This is a genomic window from Candidatus Bathyarchaeia archaeon (assembly GCA_041447175.1).
GTDB lineage: Archaea > Thermoproteota > Bathyarchaeia > Bathyarchaeales > Bathycorpusculaceae > JADGNF01.
The window spans coordinates 2,448,220-2,473,287 of sequence record CP166960.1; the positions used below are offsets into that span (position 1 = coordinate 2,448,220).

General features: G+C 50.6%; 30 protein-coding genes. 8 read left to right on the top strand and 22 right to left on the bottom strand.

Annotated features, from left to right (window positions below):
- Positions 1 to 129 precede the first annotated feature (129 nt).
- On the top strand, positions 130 to 714 hold the full coding sequence (locus ACBZ72_12605) for a TrmB family transcriptional regulator (GenBank protein XES76998.1): 585 nt from the start codon (positions 130 to 132) through the stop codon (positions 712 to 714).
- The gene (locus ACBZ72_12610) at positions 711 to 962 is read left to right on the top strand and encodes a hypothetical protein (protein XES76999.1); all 252 of its coding nucleotides are present in this window, start codon (positions 711 to 713) and stop codon (positions 960 to 962) included. Before ACBZ72_12605 ends, ACBZ72_12610 begins: the two co-directional genes overlap by 4 nt.
- 50 nt (positions 963 to 1,012) lie before the next feature.
- Here ACBZ72_12610 and ACBZ72_12615 read toward each other — a convergent pair whose 3' ends face one another.
- From ACBZ72_12615 to ACBZ72_12630, 4 genes are all read right to left on the bottom strand, one after another.
- The gene (locus ACBZ72_12615; GenBank protein ID XES77000.1) at positions 1,013 to 2,221 is read right to left on the bottom strand and encodes a glycosyltransferase family 4 protein; all 1,209 of its coding nucleotides are present in this window, start codon (positions 2,219 to 2,221) and stop codon (positions 1,013 to 1,015) included.
- Entirely contained in the window at positions 2,221 to 2,844 is a 624-nt protein-coding gene (locus ACBZ72_12620; protein ID XES77001.1) for a glycosyltransferase, read from the bottom strand. The genes ACBZ72_12615 and ACBZ72_12620 overlap by 1 nt, the downstream gene beginning before the upstream one ends.
- A gap of 13 nt (positions 2,845 to 2,857) precedes the next feature.
- Positions 2,858 to 3,109, bottom strand: coding sequence for a hypothetical protein (locus ACBZ72_12625; protein XES77002.1), 252 nt, complete (start codon positions 3,107 to 3,109; stop codon positions 2,858 to 2,860).
- Between the two features lie 73 nt (positions 3,110 to 3,182).
- Positions 3,183 to 4,730: a DUF5752 family protein gene (locus ACBZ72_12630; protein XES77003.1), complete on the bottom strand. Its 1,548-nt coding sequence runs from the start codon at positions 4,728 to 4,730 to the stop codon at positions 3,183 to 3,185.
- A gap of 337 nt (positions 4,731 to 5,067) precedes the next feature.
- On the opposite strand from ACBZ72_12630, the gene ACBZ72_12635 reads away from it, so the two are divergent.
- The 4 genes from ACBZ72_12635 (at position 5,068) to ACBZ72_12650 (ending at position 7,355) form a co-directional block, all read left to right on the top strand.
- Positions 5,068 to 5,232, top strand: coding sequence for a hypothetical protein (locus ACBZ72_12635; protein ID XES77004.1), 165 nt, complete (start codon positions 5,068 to 5,070; stop codon positions 5,230 to 5,232).
- 127 nt (positions 5,233 to 5,359) lie between these two features.
- Positions 5,360 to 5,836: a hypothetical protein gene (locus ACBZ72_12640; protein ID XES77005.1), complete on the top strand. Its 477-nt coding sequence runs from the start codon at positions 5,360 to 5,362 to the stop codon at positions 5,834 to 5,836.
- 10 nt (positions 5,837 to 5,846) lie between these two features.
- Positions 5,847 to 6,323: a hypothetical protein gene (locus tag ACBZ72_12645; GenBank protein ID XES77006.1), complete on the top strand. Its 477-nt coding sequence runs from the start codon at positions 5,847 to 5,849 to the stop codon at positions 6,321 to 6,323.
- A 126-nt stretch (positions 6,324 to 6,449) separates the two neighbouring features.
- On the top strand, positions 6,450 to 7,355 hold the full coding sequence (locus tag ACBZ72_12650) for a cation diffusion facilitator family transporter (protein ID XES77007.1): 906 nt from the start codon (positions 6,450 to 6,452) through the stop codon (positions 7,353 to 7,355).
- Between the two features lie 4 nt (positions 7,356 to 7,359).
- On the opposite strand, the gene ACBZ72_12655 is transcribed toward ACBZ72_12650, so the two are convergent.
- Positions 7,360 to 8,721: a TldD/PmbA family protein gene (locus ACBZ72_12655; GenBank protein XES77008.1), complete on the bottom strand. Its 1,362-nt coding sequence runs from the start codon at positions 8,719 to 8,721 to the stop codon at positions 7,360 to 7,362.
- Complete coding sequence (locus ACBZ72_12660; protein XES77009.1) at positions 8,708 to 10,093, bottom strand: metallopeptidase TldD-related protein; 1,386 nt, start codon at positions 10,091 to 10,093, stop codon at positions 8,708 to 8,710. Before ACBZ72_12660 ends, ACBZ72_12655 begins: the two co-directional genes overlap by 14 nt.
- Positions 10,094 to 10,164: 71 nt before the next feature.
- Between ACBZ72_12660 and ACBZ72_12665 the strand changes: the two genes are divergently transcribed.
- Positions 10,165 to 10,311 (top strand): type II toxin-antitoxin system RelE/ParE family toxin, encoded by a 147-nt coding sequence (locus ACBZ72_12665; protein ID XES77010.1) that lies wholly within the window; start codon positions 10,165 to 10,167, stop codon positions 10,309 to 10,311.
- 24 nt (positions 10,312 to 10,335) lie between these two features.
- Here the strand turns inward: ACBZ72_12665 and ACBZ72_12670 are convergent, their stop codons facing one another.
- The 3 genes from ACBZ72_12670 to ACBZ72_12680 all read right to left on the bottom strand — a co-directional run bounded on the left by ACBZ72_12670 (position 10,336) and on the right by ACBZ72_12680 (position 13,621).
- Positions 10,336 to 11,643 carry an endonuclease Q family protein gene (locus ACBZ72_12670; protein ID XES77011.1) on the bottom strand — a complete coding sequence of 436 codons (1,308 nt, stop codon included), beginning with the start codon at positions 11,641 to 11,643 and terminating at the stop codon, positions 10,336 to 10,338.
- A gap of 138 nt (positions 11,644 to 11,781) precedes the next feature.
- On the bottom strand, positions 11,782 to 12,966 hold the full coding sequence (locus tag ACBZ72_12675; GenBank protein ID XES77012.1) for a hypothetical protein: 1,185 nt from the start codon (positions 12,964 to 12,966) through the stop codon (positions 11,782 to 11,784).
- A gap of 196 nt (positions 12,967 to 13,162) precedes the next feature.
- A complete protein-coding gene (locus ACBZ72_12680; GenBank protein ID XES77013.1) occupies positions 13,163 to 13,621 on the bottom strand; it encodes a hypothetical protein in 459 nt (152 codons plus the stop codon).
- Between the two features lie 218 nt (positions 13,622 to 13,839).
- On the opposite strand from ACBZ72_12680, the gene ACBZ72_12685 reads away from it, so the two are divergent.
- Positions 13,840 to 14,655, top strand: a complete 816-nt coding sequence (locus tag ACBZ72_12685; protein XES77014.1) for an NAD(P)-binding domain-containing protein — start codon at positions 13,840 to 13,842, stop codon at positions 14,653 to 14,655.
- A 169-nt stretch (positions 14,656 to 14,824) separates the two neighbouring features.
- On the opposite strand, the gene tsaA is transcribed toward ACBZ72_12685, so the two are convergent.
- From tsaA to ACBZ72_12750, 13 genes are all read right to left on the bottom strand, one after another.
- Positions 14,825 to 15,307: a tRNA (N6-threonylcarbamoyladenosine(37)-N6)-methyltransferase TrmO gene (tsaA, locus tag ACBZ72_12690; protein XES77015.1), complete on the bottom strand. Its 483-nt coding sequence runs from the start codon at positions 15,305 to 15,307 to the stop codon at positions 14,825 to 14,827.
- Between the two features lie 93 nt (positions 15,308 to 15,400).
- A complete protein-coding gene (locus ACBZ72_12695) occupies positions 15,401 to 16,429 on the bottom strand; it encodes a radical SAM protein (protein ID XES77016.1) in 1,029 nt (342 codons plus the stop codon).
- A gap of 84 nt (positions 16,430 to 16,513) precedes the next feature.
- Positions 16,514 to 17,569 carry an AmmeMemoRadiSam system radical SAM enzyme gene (amrS, locus tag ACBZ72_12700; GenBank protein ID XES77017.1) on the bottom strand — a complete coding sequence of 352 codons (1,056 nt, stop codon included), beginning with the start codon at positions 17,567 to 17,569 and terminating at the stop codon, positions 16,514 to 16,516.
- An 84-nt stretch (positions 17,570 to 17,653) separates the two neighbouring features.
- Positions 17,654 to 17,992 carry a phosphoribosyl-AMP cyclohydrolase gene (gene hisI / locus ACBZ72_12705; GenBank protein ID XES77018.1) on the bottom strand — a complete coding sequence of 113 codons (339 nt, stop codon included), beginning with the start codon at positions 17,990 to 17,992 and terminating at the stop codon, positions 17,654 to 17,656.
- The gene (gene hisF / locus ACBZ72_12710) at positions 17,989 to 18,792 is read right to left on the bottom strand and encodes an imidazole glycerol phosphate synthase subunit HisF (protein XES77019.1); all 804 of its coding nucleotides are present in this window, start codon (positions 18,790 to 18,792) and stop codon (positions 17,989 to 17,991) included. Before hisF ends, hisI begins: the two co-directional genes overlap by 4 nt.
- A 2-nt stretch (positions 18,793 to 18,794) precedes the next feature.
- Positions 18,795 to 19,520, bottom strand: a complete 726-nt coding sequence (hisA, locus tag ACBZ72_12715; GenBank protein XES77020.1) for a 1-(5-phosphoribosyl)-5-[(5-phosphoribosylamino)methylideneamino]imidazole-4-carboxamide isomerase — start codon at positions 19,518 to 19,520, stop codon at positions 18,795 to 18,797.
- Between the two features lie 5 nt (positions 19,521 to 19,525).
- Positions 19,526 to 20,131 (bottom strand): imidazole glycerol phosphate synthase subunit HisH, encoded by a 606-nt coding sequence (gene hisH, locus ACBZ72_12720; protein ID XES77021.1) that lies wholly within the window; start codon positions 20,129 to 20,131, stop codon positions 19,526 to 19,528.
- Positions 20,131 to 20,706: an imidazoleglycerol-phosphate dehydratase HisB gene (hisB, locus tag ACBZ72_12725; protein ID XES77022.1), complete on the bottom strand. Its 576-nt coding sequence runs from the start codon at positions 20,704 to 20,706 to the stop codon at positions 20,131 to 20,133. The genes hisH and hisB overlap by 1 nt, the downstream gene beginning before the upstream one ends.
- Position 20,707: 1 nt before the next feature.
- A complete protein-coding gene (gene hisC / locus ACBZ72_12730) occupies positions 20,708 to 21,823 on the bottom strand; it encodes a histidinol-phosphate transaminase (GenBank protein ID XES77023.1) in 1,116 nt (371 codons plus the stop codon).
- Positions 21,820 to 23,136, bottom strand: coding sequence for a histidinol dehydrogenase (gene hisD / locus ACBZ72_12735; GenBank protein ID XES77024.1), 1,317 nt, complete (start codon positions 23,134 to 23,136; stop codon positions 21,820 to 21,822). The genes hisC and hisD overlap by 4 nt, the downstream gene beginning before the upstream one ends.
- Positions 23,115 to 24,107: an ATP phosphoribosyltransferase gene (gene hisG, locus ACBZ72_12740; GenBank protein ID XES78690.1), complete on the bottom strand. Its 993-nt coding sequence runs from the start codon at positions 24,105 to 24,107 to the stop codon at positions 23,115 to 23,117. Before hisG ends, hisD begins: the two co-directional genes overlap by 22 nt.
- A complete protein-coding gene (locus tag ACBZ72_12745) occupies positions 24,104 to 24,325 on the bottom strand; it encodes a hypothetical protein (protein XES77025.1) in 222 nt (73 codons plus the stop codon). Before ACBZ72_12745 ends, hisG begins: the two co-directional genes overlap by 4 nt.
- Before the next feature lie 82 nt (positions 24,326 to 24,407).
- Positions 24,408 to 25,019, bottom strand: coding sequence for a hypothetical protein (locus tag ACBZ72_12750; protein ID XES77026.1), 612 nt, complete (start codon positions 25,017 to 25,019; stop codon positions 24,408 to 24,410).
- Positions 25,020 to 25,068: the final 49 nt, after the last annotated feature.

The following is a 25,068-nucleotide window of genomic DNA, read 5'->3' on the forward strand; positions in this document are numbered from 1 at the left end:
TCTCTCCATATTTATGTTAGGTGCATAGGTTTGAGGACTTTTAAAAAATGGCGAGTGCATACATGCACTAACACAAAACTTAAGTCATGAACTTTTAAATTAAAACGGAACATATTTGGAGAGAGATATGTGACTGCCCAAGAAGATTGTTATGAGGTTTTAACAAAACTTGGACTTACCAAGCTACAAGTTAGGGTTTACTTAGTCCTCAACAAACTCGGCAACGCACCCATAAAAACAATCTCAGAAAACACTAAAATAGATAGAGCACACACCTATCAAATAATCGCTAAACTCCAAGAAATGGGGTTAGTTCAAAAAATAATTGCAAATCCAAACCTGTTTAGGTCTCTTCCCTTACGAGAAGGAATTCAAATTCTATTTTCACGTAAAGTCGCGGCGTTTAGGGAATTTGAGGAAAACACGAAAGACCAGATTAAAAAAATCAATCGGCAAAAGGTGGCTAAAGTAGTTCAAAACGAGGAACCCCAAATCGTTCTGACCGAAAGCAAAGAAGCGAACAAGCGAATATTTGTGAAGCTTTTTAGGAACATTAAAAAAAGCTATGACGGCATTTTTTTATGCCCAGAAAACTTTTGCCATTACCTATTGAATGTTTTAGATGGAACCGATTCAACAACTCAAAAACTGCTAAATCGAGGGATAAAATTTCGCCTTATAGTTTGCAATGTTGGAGAAAAAAAATTTCAATGAGAATATTAGAAACAGTTGAAAAATTGAACCAAGAAGGCGGGTTTAAAATTAGATACACGCAGTCTTGCACGGCTTCGCAGTTTGGTATAATTGATGAAAAAGAAACCTACATGTTCACGGGTCCATCGTCTGAATTGTGGGATAAAACAAGTTTAACCTCAAACAACCCCGTTATAGTGGCTATGGCACAAGGATACTTTAATCAAATGTGGCAAGTCGCACAAGAAAAAAAAGAGCAAAAAACTTGAGAACGCAAACACAATTTAGGCAACTTTCCCATGGGCGTTTTCCAATTGTGCTATGCCCAGAAGCTTTTGCTGTACTCACCCAAGACGGCTTGGTACATGCCAAGGGTTTGCTGGGCAATTTTGTCCCAGTCGTACTTTTCCAAGATTTTCCGATACGCATTTATCCGAATGGCGTTGGCGAAGGCGTCGTCGGTGAGGATTTTGGTTATCCCCCACGCCAATGAGTCCGTGTTGTTGGGGTAAACCTTAATCCCCGTCGTTTCATGCTGCACGATTTCGCTCAGCCCGCCCGTGTCCGAAACCACCACCGGGCTCTTTGCAGCCATAGCCTCCAACGCCACGATGCCAAAAGGTTCAAACAGCGAAGGAACCACCGACACATCAGCAACTTTCTGCAGCTTAAGCAGACTCTGTTCATCCACAAACCCAGTGAAGAGAACCTTATGTTCCAACCCCATGCTTTTAACGATGTTACTGAGTTGTTCCTGCATGTACCCGGAGCCGACAATGACAAATTTAGCGTTTACTTTGGAGAGGATTTTGGGAACGGCGTTGATGAGGATATGGATGCCCTTCTCGTAGACAAGGCGCCCCACGTAGAGCACGATTTTTTCCTGAGGCAACGCAAACTGCAGCCGGAAGCTGGCTAAGTCTTGTTTTTCTAAGCCATTGTAGATTTGGGGGTTTACGCCGTTGGGCACCATGGACATCTTGTCAGGCGGTAACCCGAACGCCCACCGTACATGCTGCATCATGTAGTCGCTGCAGCAGATGACTCGCCAAGCTTCGTAGGTGAGCCACGCCTCGGTTTCATGAATCATCCGTTCCGTGATGGCGTGTAAGCCGTCGCGGCGTCCGATTTCGGTGCTGTGCATCGTAACCAGCAAAGGCTTACGGAAAATATGTTTTAACCCAATACCCGCCGTGGCAACCAGCCAATCATGCGCGTGAAACACGTCTATAGGCTGGGAGAGTTTGGCGGCTATGGCGGCGGCTTCCCGCTGCATGTTCAAATTCATTAGGAAAACCCAGGTGGCAAAGTCTGGGGAAGGCGTTTTGTAGCTGTCAATACGGTAAACTTCCACATCGTCGATTGTTTCGTGGGCAGGGGCGCCGGGAAAATCGCATGTGACCACATGAACTTTAACGCCGATTTTGGCAAGGCTTTTGGAAAGGAAGTAGATGTGAGGGGAGATGCCTCCAATGACTCGGGGGGGAAACTCCCAGCTAAACATCATAACGTTAAGTCGCCGCTTCATTAATTCACGGAGCCTCCCGCTACCGCCCTGTAGGTGTTTAGAACGTCTTTTATTAGAGAAGCTGTCCCTGAAGAAACGACGGTGATTTTTTCTTTAGGCACTTTGTAAAGCCGCATGATTTCGTTTTTCATCCATTCGGATTTTGCAGTTATTTTTTCGGCTTCGTAAAAACCCAGCCATTCAATGCCACGTATGGACATGTTGAAGGGTTCGTTAGCTCCTGGAGAGCGGTGGTCTTCGAGGCTCTCCACCGAATACACAAAGGGGATACCCAAAGCGTTTTTGAGCGCAACTGCAGCGGGTATGAAATGCCAGTCGTAAACGTCGATAAGGTCAATGTGTTTGCCTGTTTGGTAGTAAATGTTTGCGGCTGCCCGCTCTACCTCCTGATTAAGGGTCAAGTCCCAAGTTAGAAGGCTAACGTGTGAAAGAACAGGGTTGGCTACACGGGTGACTTTTACCCCGTTTGCCTCGGTTGCGGTGCCTGTTGCGGCGTCGTAGTAAGTAACCACGTAGGCGTCCACTTTGTTTTTGACTAGTTGCGTCGCTAACCCGTTCACGTATTCCGAAAGTTTGCCCACTGTCCGTGGCGGGTATTCCCAGCAGAAGATAACGACGCGCACAAGTTTTTCCTCACTAAGTGAAAAGCGCACAGACCTTAATTATGCCCTTAGGCGTAAGGTAGTACCGTTTTTTGCCCTCATTATCCTGAAAACTTTCAGCGAAGCCGCGGGTTTTGTAGTCGTCAAGAATTCGTTCAATTTCGCCGGGGTCACGCTGCAAAATCCTTGCCACCTCTTCGCCTTGCTTAGCTAAGTCCGCGGCGGTGGCACAAAGATTATGCAGGGTCTGCAAGACTTTATCTGGAAACGGAAGCTCTTCACGCATATTAATTACTCCTCTATGCACTTAGTAGTCTAAATATTTGCCTTATAAACACATGCACGCCCATTTTTGCACACTAAAACAGTTTCGTGTCCTTCTGCACCTGCGCATTGACTTTACTGTATTGCTTTTTGACTACGGCGACAAGTTTTTTCCTGAGCACCTCACCGTTCACCTTCGAACCCTGCACCGCAGTCAGTTGCGCCTGTAGCGTTTCGTCTTGGAGCGAATGCGCCGCCCAACTTGAAAAGTCTCCGCGGCTGTTGTGAAACTCTAATGCCTTCAAATCCACGGTTTGCAGCGCTTGCAAGAAGCCCTTTAGCGTCCACGCCATGGTGCCAGTGTAGGCTTCCTTGTTTGCAGCGGTGCTAAACAGAAAGGGCTCGTTTGCCGCCAGCGTTTGGAGCCGAACGCGGTTTTCAAAGTCTAACAGGGAACTTTCTGCCGCAACAAACGCGTTAATGGGTGATTCGTAGGGACTGAAGTAGCTGTGGACCTCTCCGGGTGCGCCGCCTCGGGCGAACATGTAGTAGAGGTGGTCGCTGGTTTGGAAGTTCCGCCAAAGCCCCAGCAGTTCGGGGTCGCCTGACTCGTGAATTAGGGGTTCGAGCCGTTTTAGGTTGGTGTAGTATGCCCACTGCATTGCGTTGCCAAGCCAGCCGCTGCTGTCTCGGTCCACATCCGCCCACGAGACTGTGCCTTTGGTTTCGGAAACGTCCACTTCGCCTTTGGAATGGTATTTCTCAACCACCTCGCTGGGTGTAGCCAGCTTCAGGTGGGGCCATTTGAGGATTTCTTCAGGCAAATGCCGCAGGAAGCTATGGATGCCTGTTTCGGGCCAGTGGTGTTCGCCGAAGGTTTCGTAGTCGGGGAAGATGTTGATGAAGTCGCCTTTAGTGTCCGCCAGCCAGTGGGCGTATTTATCAGCGGTTAGGGGCCACTCACTCCACCACCGTGCACTAAAACGAAAACCAACATCGTCGGTTAGCTTGTAGTTGCGCAGCAGCAGGCGAATGCGGCGGCAGCCTTTGGGGGTGTAGAGGTAGTTGGGGCTGTTTTCGCCAAGGATTTTTTCCACGCCCTCCGTGTAGATACCTGTGTAGCCGAGGTTTTCGATGATTTTGGCGATAGAGTTGTTGTAGAGCAGTTCGGTGTTTTCAAAAACCTTCGGCGTGTAGCCTAAGAGGGTTTGGATGAGTTCACGGTGCATCCTCACCTGTGCCACAAACTCGTCTTTGTCGGGGTATAGGCTGGCAATGCTGTGGTAGTAGGTTTGGTTGAGGAATTCTACGCACCCTGTTTTTGCTAGTTGCTTAAAAGTTTCCATCAGGTCTGGGCTAAACATTTGGCATTGTTCAAGGAAGACGCCTGAGAGGCTAAAGGCAAATTTGGGGCGGCACCGCTCCCGTTTGTGTTCGTCAATTACGTCTAGCAGGGTCTGGTTGGATGGGAAGTAACATTTTTTGGCGGCACGCACAAAAATTTCCCTGTCCAACTCTTTGTCAAAGTAGTAGTTGAAGAGGTCTTCTTTTTTGGTGCGTCTAAAGACCTTGTTTTCCCAGAACAGGTTCTTTCTGAGCCTGTGAGGCTGATGAACTTCAAATACGAACACAATATCGGTCATGCGGTATGCCTCTCGTTACCCTATTACACGTGCATGGTTATTTCTAGTTTATCATTCCCGTCGCGAAAACTCAGCTACGGTATGTTTTCTTCCTGTTTCAAAGTGTTCTTTCGGAGAACAGCTTTGTTCTGTCGGGAGAAAAATTAGGGTCATCGGTAATACTGAAAGGGGTGATAAACGTGAGAACCGAAAAGAAACTAACAAAAAAGGTGCTCTTGTCTTAATTGGTGTACCTACACAAAGCGGTGATAAAAATGAAATTGAAAAGAAACTTGTGGCATGCAGCATTTTGTGTCTCATTATCGGCATTTCTTCAGTATCTCCCTTGCTGTTTCTAATGCAAGCCAGAGCCGAAAACACTGACAGCAATCCATGGTTCAATGTCAGCGTTCCCTACGCCTACTGGGCAACAAACAACCTACTCTTCCCGCCACCACACTCGGCAATGGGTCAGTCGCTCCAACAGTCAATGACCCACGCGGAAATGGGTATCCTCTTTTGACGTTAAACGAAAAACACGCACTTATTCTGAACTTTACACTGAACTCCGCAGCTAAAGACGACCATGCGGATGCGCGGATCGAATACTACCTGCTCACCATTTACTCCAACAATGGATTAAAGCTAACATGTCATATTTCATCGGCACCAGTAACACTGACGACTTCGACAAAGGAAACTCAAGATTCGGCTTTGCACTTAACGACTGGTTTGACGTCAACGGGAGAAGTCCCCACTTCGATGGTACCACATTTTCTGGAGGCATCTTGTTTAGCAACAACAGTCTGATGTTAAGCGGAGAGCCTCAGACCTTGCCAATCTCAGGCAGCAGTAGCGGTGCAGTCGGCGACAACAGCACGTCAAAACTGGTTGACGCTCTTAGGCAGGCACAGGTGCTGTATATCGATGTCAGCAGGCAAGGCTGGGTAACCTATCACGACAGCACCGCACAAGTCACATTGGCAAACACTGAAGTTCTGCAGCATATCCAACTCGATCGTTACGGCGAAGAAGGCTTCCTTTACAACAACTTTTTCGCGCCTGAAGAACTCTCGCAAATCGATTTGGCTTCTCCAATGGGAGCGCCACCAACACTAAAACCATAGGTGCAGCAACGTGGCTACGAATGAGCTTGAAGGTAACACGCTGAGCGTGTACGCATACGTAGCCAAGGAGGGCAGACCAGTTGGTACTCGAGACGTTACCCGCGGCGCCAACCTCAGCAGTCCCAGCGTAGCGCACAGGCATTTGCTCAAGCTTGAAGCGTTGGGCTTGATTCAGAAAAACGAGTACGGCGAGTATACGCTTAGGGAAAAAGTGAACGTCAACGGGTACGTGTGGGTTGGCAGAAACCTCGTGCCACGCCTGATGTTCTACTTCTTCTTTTTTATGGGTGCCTTCGGCGCAGAACTGGCGATAATAGTTTTAAGCTTTCTGGTTTTGGGTTCAACCATCGAGGTGAGTTTCTTTTTCTTGACGGGCATGACGGCGGTTGCTATGATTTTGTTTCTGACCGAAAGTATAAGGCTACACCGCAAGCTTCAACCTGCTTTTCAGACTGAACGCACAAACGAAAAGCAACAAATTAATTAGACGCCAGTGAGCGTCACAACATTTTTGATTAGTCCTAAGGGTTATACTGAAAAGGGCACTTTAGTGATTGGTTTGGGCTTTTTTTACAATTAGTCATATTAGCGGGTTGCGTTCAAAAGGGATGCAATGACGCATCAGCATCAGCCTAAGCCCGATTCCCTCTCTGAAATGCATGAGTACCGAGGCGTAGCCAAAAACCGCCTTGCCTTAGCCATGGGCATCACAGGCGCGGTTATGGTCTTGGAGGTATTAGGCAGCGTCATAACCGGCAGCTTAGCGTTGGGCAGCGACGCAGGCCACATGTTCACCCACCTGTTCGCTTTAGCAATAAGCTTTGTCGCCATAACCTTAGCCTGCAAAAAACCCTGCCACCACCGCACATACGGCTTCTACCGCGTAGAAATTTTGGCGGCGCTCTTCAACAGCATCTTTCTCTTTGCCGTAACCGGCTACATCCTGTTTGAGGGCATTGTTCGCCTGCTAAACCCGCAGCCAGTTGTCGGGTTTGAAATGCTCGTTGTGGCTTTGTTTGGGTTAGCGGCAAACGGGTTAAGCATCCTAATTCTGCGAGGCAGCGTAAAAAGTGACCTGAACGTTCGCAGCGCGTTTCTACACATGTTTGCCGACACCGCCTCTTCAGTGGCGATAATTTTTGGGGCAGTCATTGTTACATACACTGACTGGTACCTCATTGACCCTCTGCTGGGAATTGGCATTTCGGTGCTAATTTTTGTCTGGGCATGGGGGCTCTTCAAAGACTCCGTGAACGTGCTTTTGGAAACCGCACCCAAAGGCATGGACAGCGATGACATAAGTGCCACACTCAAAAAGCAGCTCCCAGAAATTACCCAAATCTCGGACATGCACATCTGGGAAATCACTTCCGACATGTACTCTTTCACGGCGCACATTCAAATCGCTGGCTTAGATTACGCAAAATCCAAAGAAGTTCTGGAAAGAATAAACAGGGTACTGGACGAGAAATATGGCATTCGGCACACCACTATCCAGCTGGAACCCACAGACAACTAATGCACTACGTTCCGATGACGCGAACGTTTTCCACCAGCAGCCACGGAGCCACCAACTGCCCCATCTTCCGCTCATTGCACCCCAAGGCAGCAACGTTCTTGAGTAACTCAAAGATGTTTCCCGCAAGCATCACACCCTGCGTTGCATGCTCAATTTTGCCTTTGCGGATTTTCCACGCGGGTGTTGCGACAACGGAGAATTCGCCGCTGACGGGGTTGCTGCTGTGGGCACCCTGCAGGTACGAAACCAGTAAGCCATCGTCAACTTCGCAAAGAAGCTGCTCGGCGGATTTGGTTCCGGGTAGGAGGTGGAAGTTTGTGGGTTCGATGCTGGGCGTGGAGAGGTAGCCTGCGCGTGAGGCGTTGCCGGTGCTTTCTTTGCCCTGCTTTTTGGCGGTGTAGCTGTCGTAGAGGAAGCCTTGGAGGATTCCGTCTTTGATTATTGGAGTTTTCTGGTGGGGGAAACCTTCGGCGTCGAATTTGCCTGTGCGCATCCCGCCTGCGAGCAAGCCGTCGTCGATTATGGTTATTGCGTCTGAGGCGACTTGGCTGCCGACTTTGTCTTTGAAGGGCGACTGGTTGCGCTCCACGCTGTCAGCTTTCACCGCGTTAATCAGCGTGTAATAGAGGAGTTCTTGGAGGGCGAATTGGGTGAATATGAGTTGGTAGTTTTTGGTTTGTATATGTTTGGGCTTTAACGAGGAGAGGGCGATGCGTGCGGCTTCTTTACCCACCCACTCAGGGTCCACACTGAGGCTGCGTTCCGAGTTGAATTCAAAGCATACGGGCGTCACCGCGTTTCCATCTTGGGCAAGCGTTGCCAAGCTGCATTCCACGGCTGTGCCCGCGTCAAAACCCAAAACACCATTCGAGTTAGCCACGGCGTTTGAGACGTAGCCTGCGCCTGCGCCGCCTTCAATGGGGAAAACCCGCTTGTCCGCTTCCACTGAGGCGTCAAGCATGCGGGAAGCCAAATCCACAAGGTCCTCCGAGCGGAGCGCCATGATTTCGGGGTCGAACATGTTTTTTGGCGTGGGGTAGGATTTCTTTTCGGGGAGCCCGTTCCAGTTTTTGTCGGGTTTATTTGCCTTGGCTGCCGCCAGCGCCTTCAGGATAACATCCTCAACTGCCGAACTGTCAGCGATGTTTGTGTATGCGAAGCCTATGGCTTTGTTCACCTGAACCCGTATACCAATCCCTTTATCGAAAATCTTTGAGGTCTTAACAATCTGTCCTCGTTCGATGCCGACGCTTGTTGCGTTACCATCGTAGGCGAAAGCTTCCGCTTCTGCCGCGCCTCGCTGTAGGGCAACTTTTACGGCGTTCTCTGCCAAAGCCAGCAGTTCGTCTTTGTTAAGCGCTGCCACCAACAGTCACCTCACTAACCCTGATGTGTGGACCACCATCACCTATAAACGCCGTCTGCCCTTTGCCACAGCGCCCCGAATTGAGCTGGAAATCCTTGCCCACCGCATCCACCTTAAGCAGCGTTTGCAACGTGTTGCCGCTAATGGATGCATCTCGCACAGGCGCGCCCAGTTCACCATCGATGATTTCGTAGGCTTCTTGGATGCCCACTTGGAAGGTACCGTCAAAGTTTGCTTGCCCCCCGCGAAAGCTCTTGAAAAAGTAGCCCTGCTTTATGCCTTCAAAAAGCTCCTCAAACGTGTGGTCCCGCGGCGCCATGTAGGTGTTGCGCATGCGGATAATGGGTTCTACGCGGAAATCCTCAGCCCGCGCGTTCCCCGTCGGCTTTGCGTTGAGTTTGTGAGCGGTTTCGCGATTATGCATCAGCCCTGCAACTACGCCGTCTTTGATGAGCAGGGTTTTCTGGGCGGGGACGCCTTCGTCGTCGTACTTGAAGCTGCCAAACGCGCCGCCTATAGTCCCGTCATCATAAAACGTGACCTGGTCAGAACCAATTTTCTTACCCATGTTCCCCGACAAGACGCCTCCTGCCAACGCCAAATCCGCCTCCGCCAAATGCCCAAACGCTTCATGCACAAAAACCCCCACCACGTTCGGACCCAAAACCACAGGAAACACGCCGCCCTTTGGGGGCTTGGCGTCCAATTGAGCCACGGCACGTTTAGCCAGCCGCTCGCCGATGGCTTCGGGAGGTTCTGCATCGAAGAGCTCATAGCCCGCTGTGGAGCCGATTTCTTCGCGGCTAAAAGTGAAAACGCCGTTTTGCTGGGCCGAAGCTGTTGACCTTGACCAAACGTAAAGCTTGTCCTGCTCGATGTAGGAGCCGTCTGTGTTGGCAAAGATGCTATTGCCAGTTAAATCCAAGTAGTCAACAGTGCAGCTTTTAATCTGCCCATCCTGCCCCATGGTGGCGCGGGTTAAGGTGGAAGCGGTTTTGATTTTTTCTTCAATGCTAATTTCTGAGGGCTTACGCTTTGGCTTTAATTCAACGCGGTCTTCGACGGCGGGGGCGTTTGCAAGCGCAACAGGAGTCTTAAGTCGCGCACTTGCCGCCTTCGCCATTGCACACGCGTCCGAAATGGCGTCCGCCAAGACTGCGGCGTCCATGGAGCCCACCGACGCGAACCCCCAAGCGCCATTCACTAGCACGCGTAGGGCAACGCCGCTTTCGATGCCTTGTTTGGCGGCTTCCACACGTCCCTCCTTCATGGTGAACATGGTTTTGGAGAGGCTCTGGGCGCGGGCTTCGGCGTACTGGGCGCTGAACTTGGTTTGAGCGGTGTTTAGTATTTTTGTGAGAAGGTCTTTCAAATAAGTTGCCTCCAAAAGGCGATTTGTGTATGACTGTAACTGTTGGGTGAAGGAATAAAACGGTTGCGTTAATGCCAAGGGTTAACCCATTGCGGCACCCGTTGGAGGGACTAAGGCGAGTGCACGTTGGGTCGTTTGTTCTGATTTTTGAGGCCATCGAAGAAATAAAAACGGTCAGGCTCATCACATACAAATATCACGACGAAGCCTACGTCTAAACTTTCAGAAACAGTTCTTGGCAGTTACCAAAAGTCAGAAAGCCCCGTTTGTTGCACCCGATTCCGCGGCGGCTTAAACCTTGAAGCCTGGGCAGACGGCCCTTGGAGAGGCGCGGCTTCTTTTTCGGCTGGGGGCAAGTCAAGTTTACCGTAGACGCCGTCGTAGCCCGGAATTACTGCCACTTTGCCTTCTCGGACATCCACTATTGTGTCAGCCATGCGTCTGTCAACTACCGTCGCCAAGTCTTCGCGGGATGCGTCAATGAGCACGGCGTATTCGTCGCCGAAGCGTTTGACGAGCGGACTGTAGGCCTTCCATACAGCTTGTGTGGAGGGTGAAGCTGACCCGACGACGGTGGCGATGATTTCGCTTAGCGGCATTAACCGCATAAACCCAGGCGAGGTAGCGCTTTGGTAGTCGGGGTTGCGGTCGGCAAGCTCCTCCACCCGCTGCTCCACACCCTTGGTAAGTTTCCGTCCACAAACGGGACAGATGCTGTTGTGCTTGCGGGCCTCCGCAGGAGAAAGCGATACATCACAGTTACGATGCCCCGTCCAATGATATTTGCCGTAGGCAGGGTCGGTTTCAATGGTGAACTTGAGTCGGCGTGTGTCTTTGGTTTTGATGGCGTCGATGACCTCGCGGTAGGTAACATGGTCAAGTTCGAAGACGTTGGCTTCCCTGCCCATGCGCCAAGGCCAAAAACTGTGGCTGTCACTGTTGGAAAGCAACGTGAAGCGGTCAAGGCTGCTCAGTCGCCAGTTCATCGGCGGGTCACTGCTCAGCCCCGTCTCCAACGCGTGAATGTGTCGGGTTTGGTCTTGGTAGCAGTCTTCGATGCGGTCAAACCCACTAAAGGCGCCAAACAGGCTAAACCACGGCGTCCACACATGCGCCGGAAAAACCATATTGTCACCCGAAACCCCCATGACAGCTTCGACAAGCTGCGGCGCGGTCATGTTTAGGAGGGGTCTTCCGTCGGCGCTAAGGCTCCCGTATTTGCCCAGTGCCTCGTTGATTTGCTCTGCCGCCTCCACGCTTGGAGTTAGGATTACGTGGTGGATTTTGCGGTTTTGGTTCTCGTAGTCAAAGATGGTGCAGACTTCGGTGGTTAACATAAAATAAACAGGCGAGTCTGTGTCGTCTGCCAGTTTGAATAAGCCTGAGTCTGCTTCAGGGATAAGGGTTTGGCGGATTTCGCTGAGCCACTGCGGATGCGTAAAGTCTCCTGTGCCCACCAGTTGCAACCCCTTGATTTTGGCGTACCGCGCAATCTCTTTGAGGTTCATTTGTTCGCTGGTGGCGCGGCTGAATCGGCTGTGAATGTGCAAGTCCGCGATGACTCGAATGTGTTTGTCCTCCCTTTTTGCCCAGTGAAGGGTTCTGCTGGTAGAAGCTGGGTATGGCTTAAAAACTTAGTTATAACGATGAGGCGCTCAAAAAAGAAAAAGGAAGTTGAGGGGCAGACACTAAGGACTGAAAGTGTAGCTTGTTTCAGTGATTGTGCCGCTTTGCCAGGTTCCTGTCCAGTCCACATTGTAGGGAGTTTGGACTCCTGTCTGCGTATAGTTGGCGGAAACCGTGTACAGGGGGTTTAGGGTCACTGGGTAGTCAAGAGTAACGGTCCATCCTGCAGCTCCTGGTGCCGATATCATGGTGGTGTATGCGTACTGTTCTGCACCGATAAGTCCAGTTTCCACTTTGCCGCCTGTCCACGTTAAATCCTGCATGAACTGCGCTGTTTGGTTATGGTTGAGTTTTATGTAGTTCATGATGGAGTCGCGGATTTGCTCCTGCGTCACGGGCACGTTTGAGCTGTACCCAGTTTCGTCAATGCAGCCGTCTTGCCATGTTCCGTTCCAGAAAACGTTGTAGGGTGTCTGGACGCCAGTTTGGGTGTAATTGATTTTTATGGTGTAGATTGGGTTAGGTACAACGGGGTAGGTGAGTTCGACGGTCCACCATGCGCCTCCAAGCATGCCGTGCTCAGTGGTGTACACGTAGTTCTCTACGCCTACAAGTCCTGTTTCGACTCTTCCGCCGTTCCAGCTGAGGTCCTGCATGAATTGGTCGGTTTCAACGTGAATTGCCTGTATGTAGCTTATGGCGTCGTTTCGTACTTGCTCCTGAGGCTGAGGTTCAGCCGCGTTTATGTTTGACAGGTAGCTGGTTTCGGTGATTGTTCCGTTTTGCCAGGTGCCGTTCCAGGATATTTCAACGGGGTACTGCACACCTGTTTGAGTGTAATTCACAGTGGCAGTGTAAAGTGGATTGGGGACTACAGGGTAGCTGAAGGCTACTGTCCAGCCTGCGCTTCCAGGGGCTCCAGTCATGGTGGTGTAAACATAGTTTTCTGCGCCTACCAAACCTGTTTCCACTCTGCCGCCTGACCAGCTTAGGCTTTGCATGTACTTTGCGGATTCAGGATGGTAGCATTCGATGTAGGTCATGATTTCGTCGCGAGCCGTTGTTTGGGTTGAGTCTTCAGGAGGCAAAACCTCCCCTAAGGGGAGCTCAGACGTTTGAGGCGTCGGGGTTGCAGAAGGGGAGGGTGTTGATTCGGGTTGAGTTAATGAAATGTATCCTACAGAACCGCCTACAATTACGATTACCAGAACGATAGCTATTCCAATCATTAAAAGTTTTTGAACCATTTTTTTCACCAATCCTTTTGTTTCTACATAGTCTATATAACAGTAGTTGTTGAGGCGTTGCAGGAATCGTTATGTTGAACAGAAATGACACAATTTCAAGTACGAAGCTTCTTGTGGCGTTGTTTGTTTTTTCATAAAAAATGCAAAAATAGTTGACTGAGAAAGCCCGTTTTTGCGGGGAGATTAGGAGAGGGGCCTACTGCGCAAAAACGTAGCTTGTCTCAGTCACGCATCCAGCTTGCCAGGAGCCTTCCCAGATTAGGTGGTAAAGTATCCCAATGACGCCGTTTGCGGTCGAATAGTCGACTGTGATGCTGTAGATGGGGTCTGCCACAACGGGGTAATGAATTGTCACGTTCCAGCCTTCGGCTTGGTAGGTGTAGGTTTCAGCGCCCAACAAGTTTGGCGGGGTGACTCTGCCACCGGTCCAATTAAGGTCACTCATAAACTGCAACGCCTCCGGATGGTTTTCTCCAATGTATGTCAGGGCGGCTTCGCGGATGTCTTCTTGAAGCGTGGGCTCGGGCACGTTTTCAGGTTGGTCCTGTGCTTGTTTAGGAATTTGTTGAGCATTAACGACGACCCAGCTAACGCCACCCACGACGGCAAAGATTGTAACGAAGACAATTAATGCTTTGATTTTTTCGTGTGCCATTTCTTTTCGCCGCTCTTCTTGTGGTTATGCGGTCTTATAGCGCCATGCCTTGGAACAATATGTACCAGAACCTGAAAAGAGTGTTCTAAACTTTTGAAAACAAAGAACCGTGGATTTTTTGATGGAAACCTGTCGGCAGTCTTTGCGGGTGGGCAAAAGCTTAAGAACGAAGCCACGTTGATTTTTCGAAGCGAAAACTTATGGGCTTGAAGATGAGCATGAAGGTTTGCGTGGTTGGTCTGGGGCAAATTGGCTTCCCCGTAGCACAGTACATTCACGAAAAAGGCATGCAGGTTTGGGGCTGCGACATAAATGAAGCAACAGTTGAACATGCATGCAAGATGGGGCAGTTTGAAGCCACAACCATTTGGACAGAAGTCCCCCCCGCAGATGTGTACATCGTTTGTGTAACCACCAGCCAAACAGGTGGTCACCCAAACTTGAAGGCAGTTTTTGATGTCTGCCAAAATATAGCCCAGAAAGCCTCATCTTCAGCACTGGTGGCAATCGAAAGCACCATCGTGCCCGGCACCTCCAGAAAAATCTTCACCGACATTTTCCACGGCAAAATAAAGCTTGTCCATGCACCTCATCGGTACTGGGCAGACGAACCCGTAGAGCACGGCGTCAACCAACTACGTGTCATCGGCGGCGTAAACGAAGAAAGCCTCACGGCAAGCTTAGCCTTCTATCGGGATGCGCTTGGGATTCCGATGCATGTTTGCTCTTCCGTGGAAGTTGCCGAGATGTGTAAAATCACTGAAAACAGCCACCGCTACCTGCAAATCGCATTTGCCGAAGACCTTAAAATGCTGTGCGCCCAAATTGGCATGGACTTTGAGGATCTGCGGGCGGCATGCAACACAAAGTGGAACGTGGACATCCCCCAAGCGCGAGACGGCATCGGAAGGCACTGTTTGCCCAAAGACATCAAATACGTCACCTCCCTCGCACCCAGCACGCTGCTAAACAGCGCCATGCAGGTGGACAAAGAATACCGCGAATGGCTAACCAAAAAAACCAGCAATCGCTGAGCACCGACAGGTTTCCGCTTCACAAAAGGTAAACTACGCTTTCTAATACCCTTCCTCTCTACGTTTTTCCAACGCCATGCCGACTGGACTGAAGCATCTTATCTGCGGACAGCCTCTACCTCTCTATCGTTTCTGCATCGAATCAATTTGGATGCCTAATAGGCGCGGGTTATTTGCAGAATCTGCCGTCATCCTTGGTTTGAGGCAGCTTGCTGATGTTCTGTGTGAACCAGCCGATTTTTGTTGCTGCGCGGTCGTCAAACTTGGGCACGTAGGGTTTGATGTCCAGCAGTGGGGTGCCGTCGACGATGTCTACGTCTTGGATGTGTAGGATGTTGTTTTCGATGCGGGTTAGTCTGACATTGGAGATGCCGATGGGGTTTGGTCGAGCGGGTGCGCGGGTGGCAAATATGCCGTGAAGGTTGTTGTCCAGAAACGGCTTAACCGTGAGTGCAGTGTTTGTTATGAGGTTAAGATGGTAAATTAGGATGATGTGGGAGAAACCCTCCAGATCTTTAAGCCCCTCCACGTATGGGGGGTAAACTTCTATGGTTCCCAGAATGTTTGAAGCCGCCGCCTGAATGGGTACATTTTTGGGTTCCTTAAACGGGGAATGCACCACCCCAATGGGCTTAAACGTGATGGCACTCATAAGCGTCCCTGACGATGTTGTTTCTTGGTGTTCTTGGCTTATAAGCAGCCCCTCAAAAAACTGGTTTCTGCATGGAATTTTAGTCTTTTTGCCTCATGTGACCAAGTTTTTCAAGCCCACGTTCTTGGCTAAACGCAGCGACTGTTTTCTTTCGGTTTTGGTTAAGGTTCGGCAAAGCTCCGGAATCTCATGTGCCCGCCATTGGGGTCTGTACTGAAACATCACATTCACCCTTGTGTCCGTACCCAAGTTCTCTGCAATCCACTCCAAAATCGGTTTCACACAGCAATCCAAATGGTTTGGCAAAACCAGCAACCGCACAATAAGTTCCCCGTACCTTTTTGCTTCCAAATGGTTAGCCGTGCATGCCTGCCAGTAGTTGGGTGCATTGGCGATTCTTTCGGCGCAGTCGCCCGGTCCATACTTGAAATCCAGCAGGTAAACATCCACAAACCCCGCCAACAACTGTGCCGTTTCAAAACTGTAGTAGCTGTTTGAATTACAAACCACTGGAACGTTTGCCTTGACATGTGTGAAGGTTTGGAGCCACTGAAACAGCCAAGGTGTCGGCTCCCCACCGACCAGGTTTATGTTTTTGCAGCCTTCACGGTGGAGTCGGTCAACTTCTGGGGCTAACCTTTGAGGGTTGAGCGTTTCCCCTTTTTCTTTCCATTGGCTGATGGTCCAGTTCTGACAATGCTTGCACTGTATGGTGCAGCCCATGGTGAATATTGTTCCTGACGGCACCAACTCAGGTTCCTCTCCCAGATGCGCAAAGATGCTGGAAACCGCCAAGTCGTCGCTGCTACACCCACAAAACCCAATCTGCCCCAAGGTGCGGTTCGTTTGGCATCTTCGGCTGCAAAAATGGCAATTCGAAAGAATTCTGCGTGCAATTTCGAGTTTCAGGTTGAAGTAGGATTTTTCAGGAGCACTAAGGCTATCGTAGCTCGAAGCTGCGTCGTTTTCTTGCTCTATCCTAAAATATTGGGCTGTTCTTTTTTGATGTTCCACCCAAAGCTTCTCTAAAGAGTCGTTGGGGTCAAATTCTGCGGGAACTTTTTGGGCAAGTTTGAATTTGGCGGGTTTCCTGTTTTGGACAACCGCAAAATATCTGCTCAAACTTGCCTTCATTGCAGGCAATCCTCATTGATTTGTGATTCTGCTTTTTTGGGCGCGCTCCCCTAACCTGCCTGTTTTGGTGTACTAGAACAGGGCGTAGGGGAACTGGGTGTTGCTGGCGTGCAGTTTGCCTTCGATGGGAATGGGGGTTCCGCATACGGGGCAACGCATATCCTCGGTAAGATTCCACTGGGTAATCTCAAAGCCGTAGCGTCGGATGACGGTTTCGTCGCAGGTTGGGCAAACCGTGTTCTCCGCTGCGTGACCCGGCACGTTGCCAATGTACACGTAACGTAAGCCAGCGCTTTTGCAAATCATGAAAGCTTCCTCTAAGGTCTCCACAGGCGTCGCGGGAATGGTGGTCATTTTGTAGTCGGGGTGGAACCGTAGCAGATGAAATGGCGTATCTGTGCCTAAATAGAACTTTATCCACTCCGCCATTTTACCTATTTTTTCCATGTCATCCCCCACCTTTGGAATAACCAAATTTGTAATCTCAATGTGAATGCCATGAAGCTTGAGTTCCTTGAGGGCTTCGTAAATGTGTTTCACGTCTGGCACGGCAGAGAACTCCCTGTAAAACTCCTCATCCCCGCCCGCCTTAAAATCCACCGTTGCCGCATCCAAGTAAGGAGCAATTTCCCGGATAGCCTCGGGAGTCATGTACCCGTTGGTGACAAACGTGTTAAACAGCCCCGCTTCATGTGCAAGTTTTGCCGTGTCAAGCGCGTACTCCATGTAAATCGTGGGCTCGGTGTATGTGTAGGCTATGCCTTGGCAGTGGTGGTCTTTGGCGGATTTTATGATGTCTTTGGGTGGGAAGTCTTTGCCGGCGATTTCTTTTTCTTGGCTTATCATCCAGTTGTCGCAGAATTGGCAGCGGAAGTTGCATCCCGCCGCGGCAATCGACATTACCGACGCGCCGGGGTTGAAGTGTGTGAGGGGTTTTTTGCCTATGGGGTCGATGCAGGCGGAGACGGCTTTGCCGTAGTTGAGGGTGAAGAGGGTGCCGCTTTGGTTTTTGCGGACCAAGCAGAATCCGGGGGCGCCGTCGGCTATGAGGCATCTTCGGGCGCAGAGGTTGCATTTGACTTTGAGGTCTGTTTCTCTTTTGTATAGGATGGCTTCGTGGAGTAACATGGGTTTCACCTGAGGTTAACAAGACGCCTGTTTATGGCGTGACCCGAACAAAAATAGGAAGGGTTTCCTTAAAAAACTATCAGTTCAGCATTGGAATTGGTTGAAGAAGCAGTTGTGGCTTCCTGTGTGGCACGCTGGTCCCGTCTGCTCAACCACATACAGTAGTGTGTCGTAGTCGCAGTCGGCGGCGACGCTTTTGATTTTTTGGGTGTGTCCGCTGGTTTCGCCTTTCACCCACAGCTCTTTTCTGCTTCTGCTCCAATACGTCGCCTTCCCCGTTTTGAGTGTGTGCTCTAACGCTTCCCTGTTAGCATAAGCCAGCATTAGCACCTCTTTGGTTTCGGCGTCCTGCACAACTACAGGAATTAAGCCGCCCATCTTTTTCCAATCCAACTTGCCAATGAGGTTTGCGTTTTCGGTCATGGTCTAACTGTCACCCCCATCTTGCGCAAATACTCCTTCACCACAGGAACAGGGTACTCGCTGTAGTGGAACACCGACGCCGCCAAAGCCGCATCCGCCTTGCCCTTGGTGAACGCCTCCAAAAAATGCTCAGGCTTGCCTGCCCCGCCGCTTGCAATCACGGGCACGTTAACCCGCTCCGAAATCGTCCGTGTCAGCTCCAAGTCGTAGCCGTCTTTTGTGCCGTCGCAGTCCATGGAGGTGACCAGAAACTCGCCTGCGCCAAGCTCCAGGGCTTTCTGAGCCCATTGAATGGCGTCAATGCCGGTGGGTTTGCGTCCGCCGTAAATGTAGACTTCAAACCAACAGTCTCCCTTTGCCGTCTCCACCATGACTCTGCCTTCTTGGGGGGTGTAGTTGCGTTTGGCGTCTATGGCGACGACGACGCATTGCTGCCCAAAAATGTCAGCTAACTTGGAAATTAACGTGGGGTTTTGGACGGCTGCAGTGTTAACCGAGGTTTTGTCTGCGCCGCTGCACAGGACCAGTCGAGCGTCGGATTCGTTGCGTATGCCCCCGCCGACGGTGAAGGGGATGTTAATGGCTTTTGCCACACCTTCGACTATGTCGCGTAGGGTTTCGCGGTTATCCGAAGACGCCGTGATGTCCAAAAAGACCAACTCGTCGGCGCCTGCATCCGAGTACCGCTTGGCTAACTCGACGGGGTCGCCTGCGTTTTTGAGGTTAAGAAAGTTGGTGCCTTTGACGACACAGCCGCCTGTCACGTCCAAGCAGGGAATTATTCGTTTTGCTAATGGCATTTTTAGTTCTCCTTTACGGTTTCTATTGCTTCTTTTAGTGTGAATCGCCCTTCGTAGAGCGCCTTGCCAACAACCGCTGCCTTGGCTCCGACGCCCTTGAGCGCGACTAAGTCGGTTAGGTTGCCTATGCCGCCAGCAGCAATCACCCAAGCATCCGTGCGTCTGCAGATGGCGCCCAGCGTTTCCAAGTCTGGACCCGACAAGGTACCGTCTCTGGTGATGGAGGTAATCAGGAACGATTCCACACCCAACTTCATATAGGCGTCCAGCGCTTCGGTGAGATTGACTGTGGTTGCGTTTGTCCAGCCCTCAACCATGACTTTACCTTCTTTGTTGTCAAGGGCAACAATGACGCGGTCGGGACTAAACTTTTCCTGCAACTTCGTGACTGCTGAGGGGTCCTTGAGCGCCAATGAGCCCAAAATGACATATTTTATGCCCGCGGAAAGTAACCGTTTCGCCGCTTCGACTGAGCGTATGCCGCCCCCAACTTGGATTGGTAGCCCTGTGGCTTTGGAGATTTCTGCGACGACGTTGAGGTTGTCGGGTTTGCCAAACGCGGCGTCTAAGTCTATTATGTGAAGTCGGTCTGCGCCTTCTGCCTGCCACTTTTTAGCTGCCTCAACGGGTGAGCCCATTTTGTCGTAGAATTTTGCCTGTGTGGGGTCGCCTTTGGTTAACCTGACCACTTTGCCCGACATTAAGTCAATTGCGGGAATAACCTGCACATTGGTCACCTTATGACGGCTTTGGCGAAGTTTTTGAGGATTTGCAAGCCGATGTCGCCGCTTTTTTCAGGGTGAAACTGGGTGCCATAGATGTTTTTGTCGGCAACTGCAGAGGTGAAGGTCTGGGCGTACTCGGTTTCAGTACACACGATGCTTTGGTCTACGGGCACAGGATACAGGGAGTGCACGAAGTACACGTAGGAGCCATCCTCAACGCCGCTAAAGAGTTCGTTTTCTTTGACTTTCTGGATGGTGTTCCAGCCCATATGCGGCACCTTCACTTGGCCCACCAGCCGCACGTTTCTGCCCTTAAAAAACGCTAAGCCTTCACCAGGTCCTTCGTCGCTGGCTTCAAAGTACAACTGCAACCCCAAACAGATACCCAGAATCGGCGTTCCCGCAGCCCCCGCATCCACAAGCGCCTCTTTGGCGGGCTCCAACGCTTTTGCGGCAGCGGTGAAATTGCCCACGCCGGGCAAGGCAATGGCGTCCGCTTCTTTGAGGTCTTTTGTCGGCGGAGAAATCTTGACATTTAACCCTGTTTTTTCCAGCGCGAATTTAAGGCTAAGCAGGTTGCCCACGCCGTAGTCTATTATGAGGACTTGTGGCACTACATTGCACCTTTGGAGCTTGGGATGCCTTTTCGGCGGGGGTCCATGGCTACCGCTTGCTTTAGGCAGAGGGCGAGGGCTTTTACTGCGGCTTCGGCTTTGTGGTGGTCGTTGCCGCCGTACTCCGTCCAGACATGAACATTCGCCGACAGCGAGGTTGCGAGGGTTTCGAAGAAGTGTACGATGTCTTCGGTTGCCATATCCTCGATTTTTTTGCCTTTCAACTTCAAATTAATCACCGCGTAAGGACGTTTGACCAAGTCTAAAGCGGCAAACGCCAGTGAGTCGTCCATGGGCACCGCTGCAAAACCAAACCGCACTATGCCTTCGCGGCTGCTTAAGGCTTTGTTGAGGGCTTCGCCTAACCCGATGGCTAAGTCTTCGATGCAGTGGTGCTTCAGGTCGCCTTGCACTTCGGCGGTTACGTCTATGAGGCTGTGTGTGGCAAAAGACATCAAGAGGTGGTCAAAGAAGGCAATTCCAGTGGATATGCTGCATTTGCCTTCGCCATCCAAATTCACCTTGGCGGTGACTTCGGTTTCCTTGGTTTTACGGTACACTTCGTCAGTTCTCATCTTAATCACCCATGTATTCACGCAGAGCTTTTAGGAGTTTTGCGTTCATCTCGGGCAAACCCACCGTGGTCCGCAAGCAATTCTCGTACTTAAGCAGCTTACCCAGCTTCTTGATGACCAACCCCTGCCGCAGGGCAACCTCGTAGATTTCCATGTAGGGTTTGGTGGTGTTGAAGAGGACAAAGTTTGCCTTCGAATCAAACGCTTCTATGCCCTTTATCTGGTTAAGGGCGTTTATGAGTTTTCCCCGCTCCGCACGCAACGCCGCCACCGACTCCCGCATCAAGCTGATGTTTTCCAGCATTTTCCTGCCCATGCTCAGCGAAACCACATTCACAGGGTACGGGGCAGGCGCCTTGTCTAAGGCTTGTGCCAACGCGGGGTTCGCAACCGCATACCCCAACCTTAAGCCTGCTAAGCTGAAGGCTTTGCTAAACGTCCGCAAAACCACCAAGTTGGAGTATTTCTTGATGAGCGGCACAACCGAGCAATCCGTGTACTCCACATAAGCCTCATCCACCATCACCAACCCCGGGAACTCTTCGATTAGCGTTTCAATTTCGCTCTGTTTTAGCTGGTTGGAGGTTGGGTTGTTGGGTGAGCACAGATAAAGCAGCCTAGTGTTTGGCGTAAAGACTTTACGCATCTCCTCCAAGTCTACGGTGAAGTCATCAAGCAGCGGCGCCTGAACATACTCCACGCCTTGGTATTTGACGCAGTACTTGAAAACGCTAAACGTGGGTGCAAACGTCACCGCACAGTCACCCTCCTTAAGGAAAACCCGAATGACCCGCTCCATAACTTCGTCGCTACTGTTGCCTACGGTTATGCATTCAACGGGAACTTGCAGATACTGACTGATTTTCTCCTTCAACTTGGCCTCTTCGTTCTGCGGGTAAATGCGAAAATCAACCTCCTCAGCCACCTCCTTCAGTAGCGGGATAACTTTTTCGCGTGGAATGTAGAGGTTCTCGTTGTAGTTGAGCTTCACAATGTCCGCTACGCTTAAGCCGTATTGGTCGGCGATTTGTTGGTTGGTTTTCTCAGCGCTGTAAATTTCAAAACTTTGCAGCCGCTCAAGCTTTTGTTCTAACCATTTTTTTCCTTGGGAATTCATGCTTCAAACCTCGCTTCTACTGCTTTGTTGTGATTGGGAAGCCGCTCAGCCGCTGTCAGGGCTTGGATTGTGGGTTTGGCTTTCTGGAGGCCTTCTTTTGTGCTTTCTACAATGTTGACTCGGCGAACAAAGTCCAGAACCGAAAGCCCCGAAAACGAAGCCCCAAACCCGCCTGTAGGCAGCACGTGGTTGGTTCCGCTGGCGTAGTCGCTCAACGCCACGGGTGAGTATGGGCCGAGGAGTATGAGTCCTGCGGTGGTGATTTTGTCGGCGACTTCTTTGGGGTTGGCGGTCATGATTTCGAGGTGCTCAGGTGCAAACGTGTTAGCTAGCTCCGCCATCTCTTGTGGCGTCGTGCATTTGATGATGAAACCGTACGTTTCCAATGATGTTCTAACGATGTCTTCCCGATTTGATTGCGCAACCAGTTTCTCTATCCACAGCTGAACCTCCTCAGCCAGCTTTGCAGAGGTTGCGATTAAGCCGCTTGTGCTATCAGGCGTGTGCTCAGCTTGGCTAATCATGTCCGCCGCAATCGCCTGTGGGTTCGCGGTTTGGTCAGCCAAGACCAACACTTCGCTAGGTCCAGCAGGCATGTCAATGGCTACATCTTGGGAAACCTGCATCTTTGCCATCATCACGTACTTGTTTCCGGGACCCGCAATTTTACGCACTTTGCCTATGGTTTCTGTGCCGTAGGCTAATGCCGCGATTGCCTGTGCCCCGCCCACTTTGTAGATTTCTGTCACCCCACAAAGGTCTGCAGCTACCAACACCAACGGGTTTATGGGGGCTCCTTCTCGGACAGGAGAGCAAACCACAACTCTGGAAACCCCCGCAGCTTTAGCTGGTGTGGCAGTCATAATCACCGAACTTGGGTATGCTGCAAGACCTCCTGGAACGTAGCAGCCGACGCTTTCCAGCGGACAGAGTACCGTCTTAACCGAAATGCCCTCTTGAACCGTTACAAGTTGCTGTTCCCGTTCCCGCGCAATAACCTGCTTTTCTCTCGCTTCCAGCCGCTCCTTCATAACCTTCAACGCGGCAACCTGCTCCTCCGTAACCGCAGTGTAAGCGGCTTGAATTTCCTTGGGAGATACCCGCAAGGTCTGCGCCGTAAGGTTAGCCTTGTCAAATCGCTCCGCGTATTCAAGCAACGCAGCGTCGCCCCGTTTCTGCACTTCAGCAACTATGCCTTTGACCGTGCTCTCCACTGAGGCGGTGTCGCTGTCCGTTGCGGTGTTAGCTCGCTTAAACCAGTCCGCAGGGAGCTCAGCGGGGGAATTGTAGATTACTCGGAGTTGTTTTTGCATCTGTTTTCTTTTCTCCGAGTGATCTCATCCAACGCCAGCACCTGCCGTGGCTCATAAACCACTACGCCCTGCGCGATTTTGCGGATTTTTGGCAGCAACTGGATAAGCAGGTCCTTTTCGATAACGGTGTTTACACCAACCCACGCCTCGTCAGCCAGCGGTGAAATTGTCGGGTTCTTGAGGGCAGGCAATTCGCTGAGCAGCTTTTGCAGGTTCGCCTTTTCCACATTTACAAAAATGTGTATCCGTTTGGAGCCGTCCACAACGCCTTTGAGCAGTGAGAGGATGTCAAAGATTTTCTCCTCTTTTTCGGGGTCTTCAAGCGCTTTCTTGTTCGCGATTAGGGCAGCGGAGGAGGTCATGACGGTGTCGATGATTTTCAGGTTGTTTGCCTCTATGGTGGAGCCTGTTTCAGTTACATCGATGATGCAGTCGCTGTTTTCTGGCGGCTTAGCTTCCGTGGCGCCAAAGCTGAGGAATATCTTCGCGCGTGGATTATCGCCTTTGCGCCACCAAGGCGTCACAATCATCGGGTCAACATCGCCAAAACGCTTCTGATAAGCGGGGATGCCTTTGAGGTACTCTGTGGCTATGTTGAGGTATTCGGTGCTTACACGGAAGTTTTTACCTTGGCTCCAAATTTCCTCCATGAATTCGCCCATGCTTTTGGTTTCGCCGATGACTTTGGGTACCGCCACGACAAGGCGGATTTTGCCGTACTCCAAGTTCTGCAAAATTTCAACGTCAGCGCGGTTTTCCCGCACCCAATCCTGTCCTGTAATGCCAAGGTCTTGTAGGCCTTCGCTGACAAACACGGGGATTTCTTGGGGACGCAGAACCTTCATTTCGATTTGGGGGTCGTTTATTTTTGGGCGGTAGGTGCGGTCGGTGCCCGAGATTTTGTATCCTGAACGGGCAAAGAATTCGGAGGTTGCTTTGGCTAAGGAGCCTGCGGGTATTGCAAATTTCACTTTATCCAATTTTGGTCACCTAAATTTTTCATTAACTTAACCTTTAGCCTGTTGGCTACACGATTTTTTGTTGCGTTTAAAAGTTCAGTGGCTTTAAGGGTGAGGGAGATGCGGACGGTGAAATAGCTTTTTGGTCTTAAACGGGTGGGGTTTTGGCTGTATTTACGTTGGATGAACGCAATCGCCTTTGATGAACGCAATCCCTCATCTTGGGTCACTCACCGCACCATAACCTAGTCAATCTTATAAACATATCTTAGCAGTTGAATCACGATTTAAGGCTTAACCCCTCAAGCCCGTTTATGGTTGCGGGTTAGGCGCTTTGCGTACTTCAAAAACCAGCGGCGGAACCGAATTCTTCAAGTCCAACTCCACCCCTAAAAGCCCCTCCAAGACACCCGCCAAAATTTCCGCCTCATTAATGAAGGGGGTTTTTGCCAAAAGGTACTTGTCTTTGGTGTAGAAGTCTCCAAAGCCTTGAACCCGAAGCCGTTTAAACACGCTTTCCCAGTTCTCGCGGGTTATTTGAGGCAAGTCCAAGGTGGTCTCCATGGACACCTTTAACCCGCAGCCCATTTGCCTGCCGATTTCACGCCACTTCTCTTGAGGGATGTTGTGGATAAGTATGTTAAGTAGTTCTACGTTGATGAAGGCGATTCGACTGATGCCGCAGTAGTATTCTCCTGGGAAGCGCCAGTCGTAGATCATCATGCTGCGGTAGACGTCCAGCATTTTGCTGATGAGCGGTTTGATGCCGGGTTCTTTACCTTCCCGAATGAGGCTGTCGATGTATTCGCGTTCGTCTTTTTCTAGAATGATGGTTGTGCGTTTTGCTCCGGTTTCGTCTTTTGGTAAGCTTTCTCGGGGGTTTCTTTTTCCGCCGCTCTGCATACCGAGTATGTTTGCAAGCATACGTTATATGCTTTGTTGATTAAACATCCTGTGGCGCAATCTGTATACA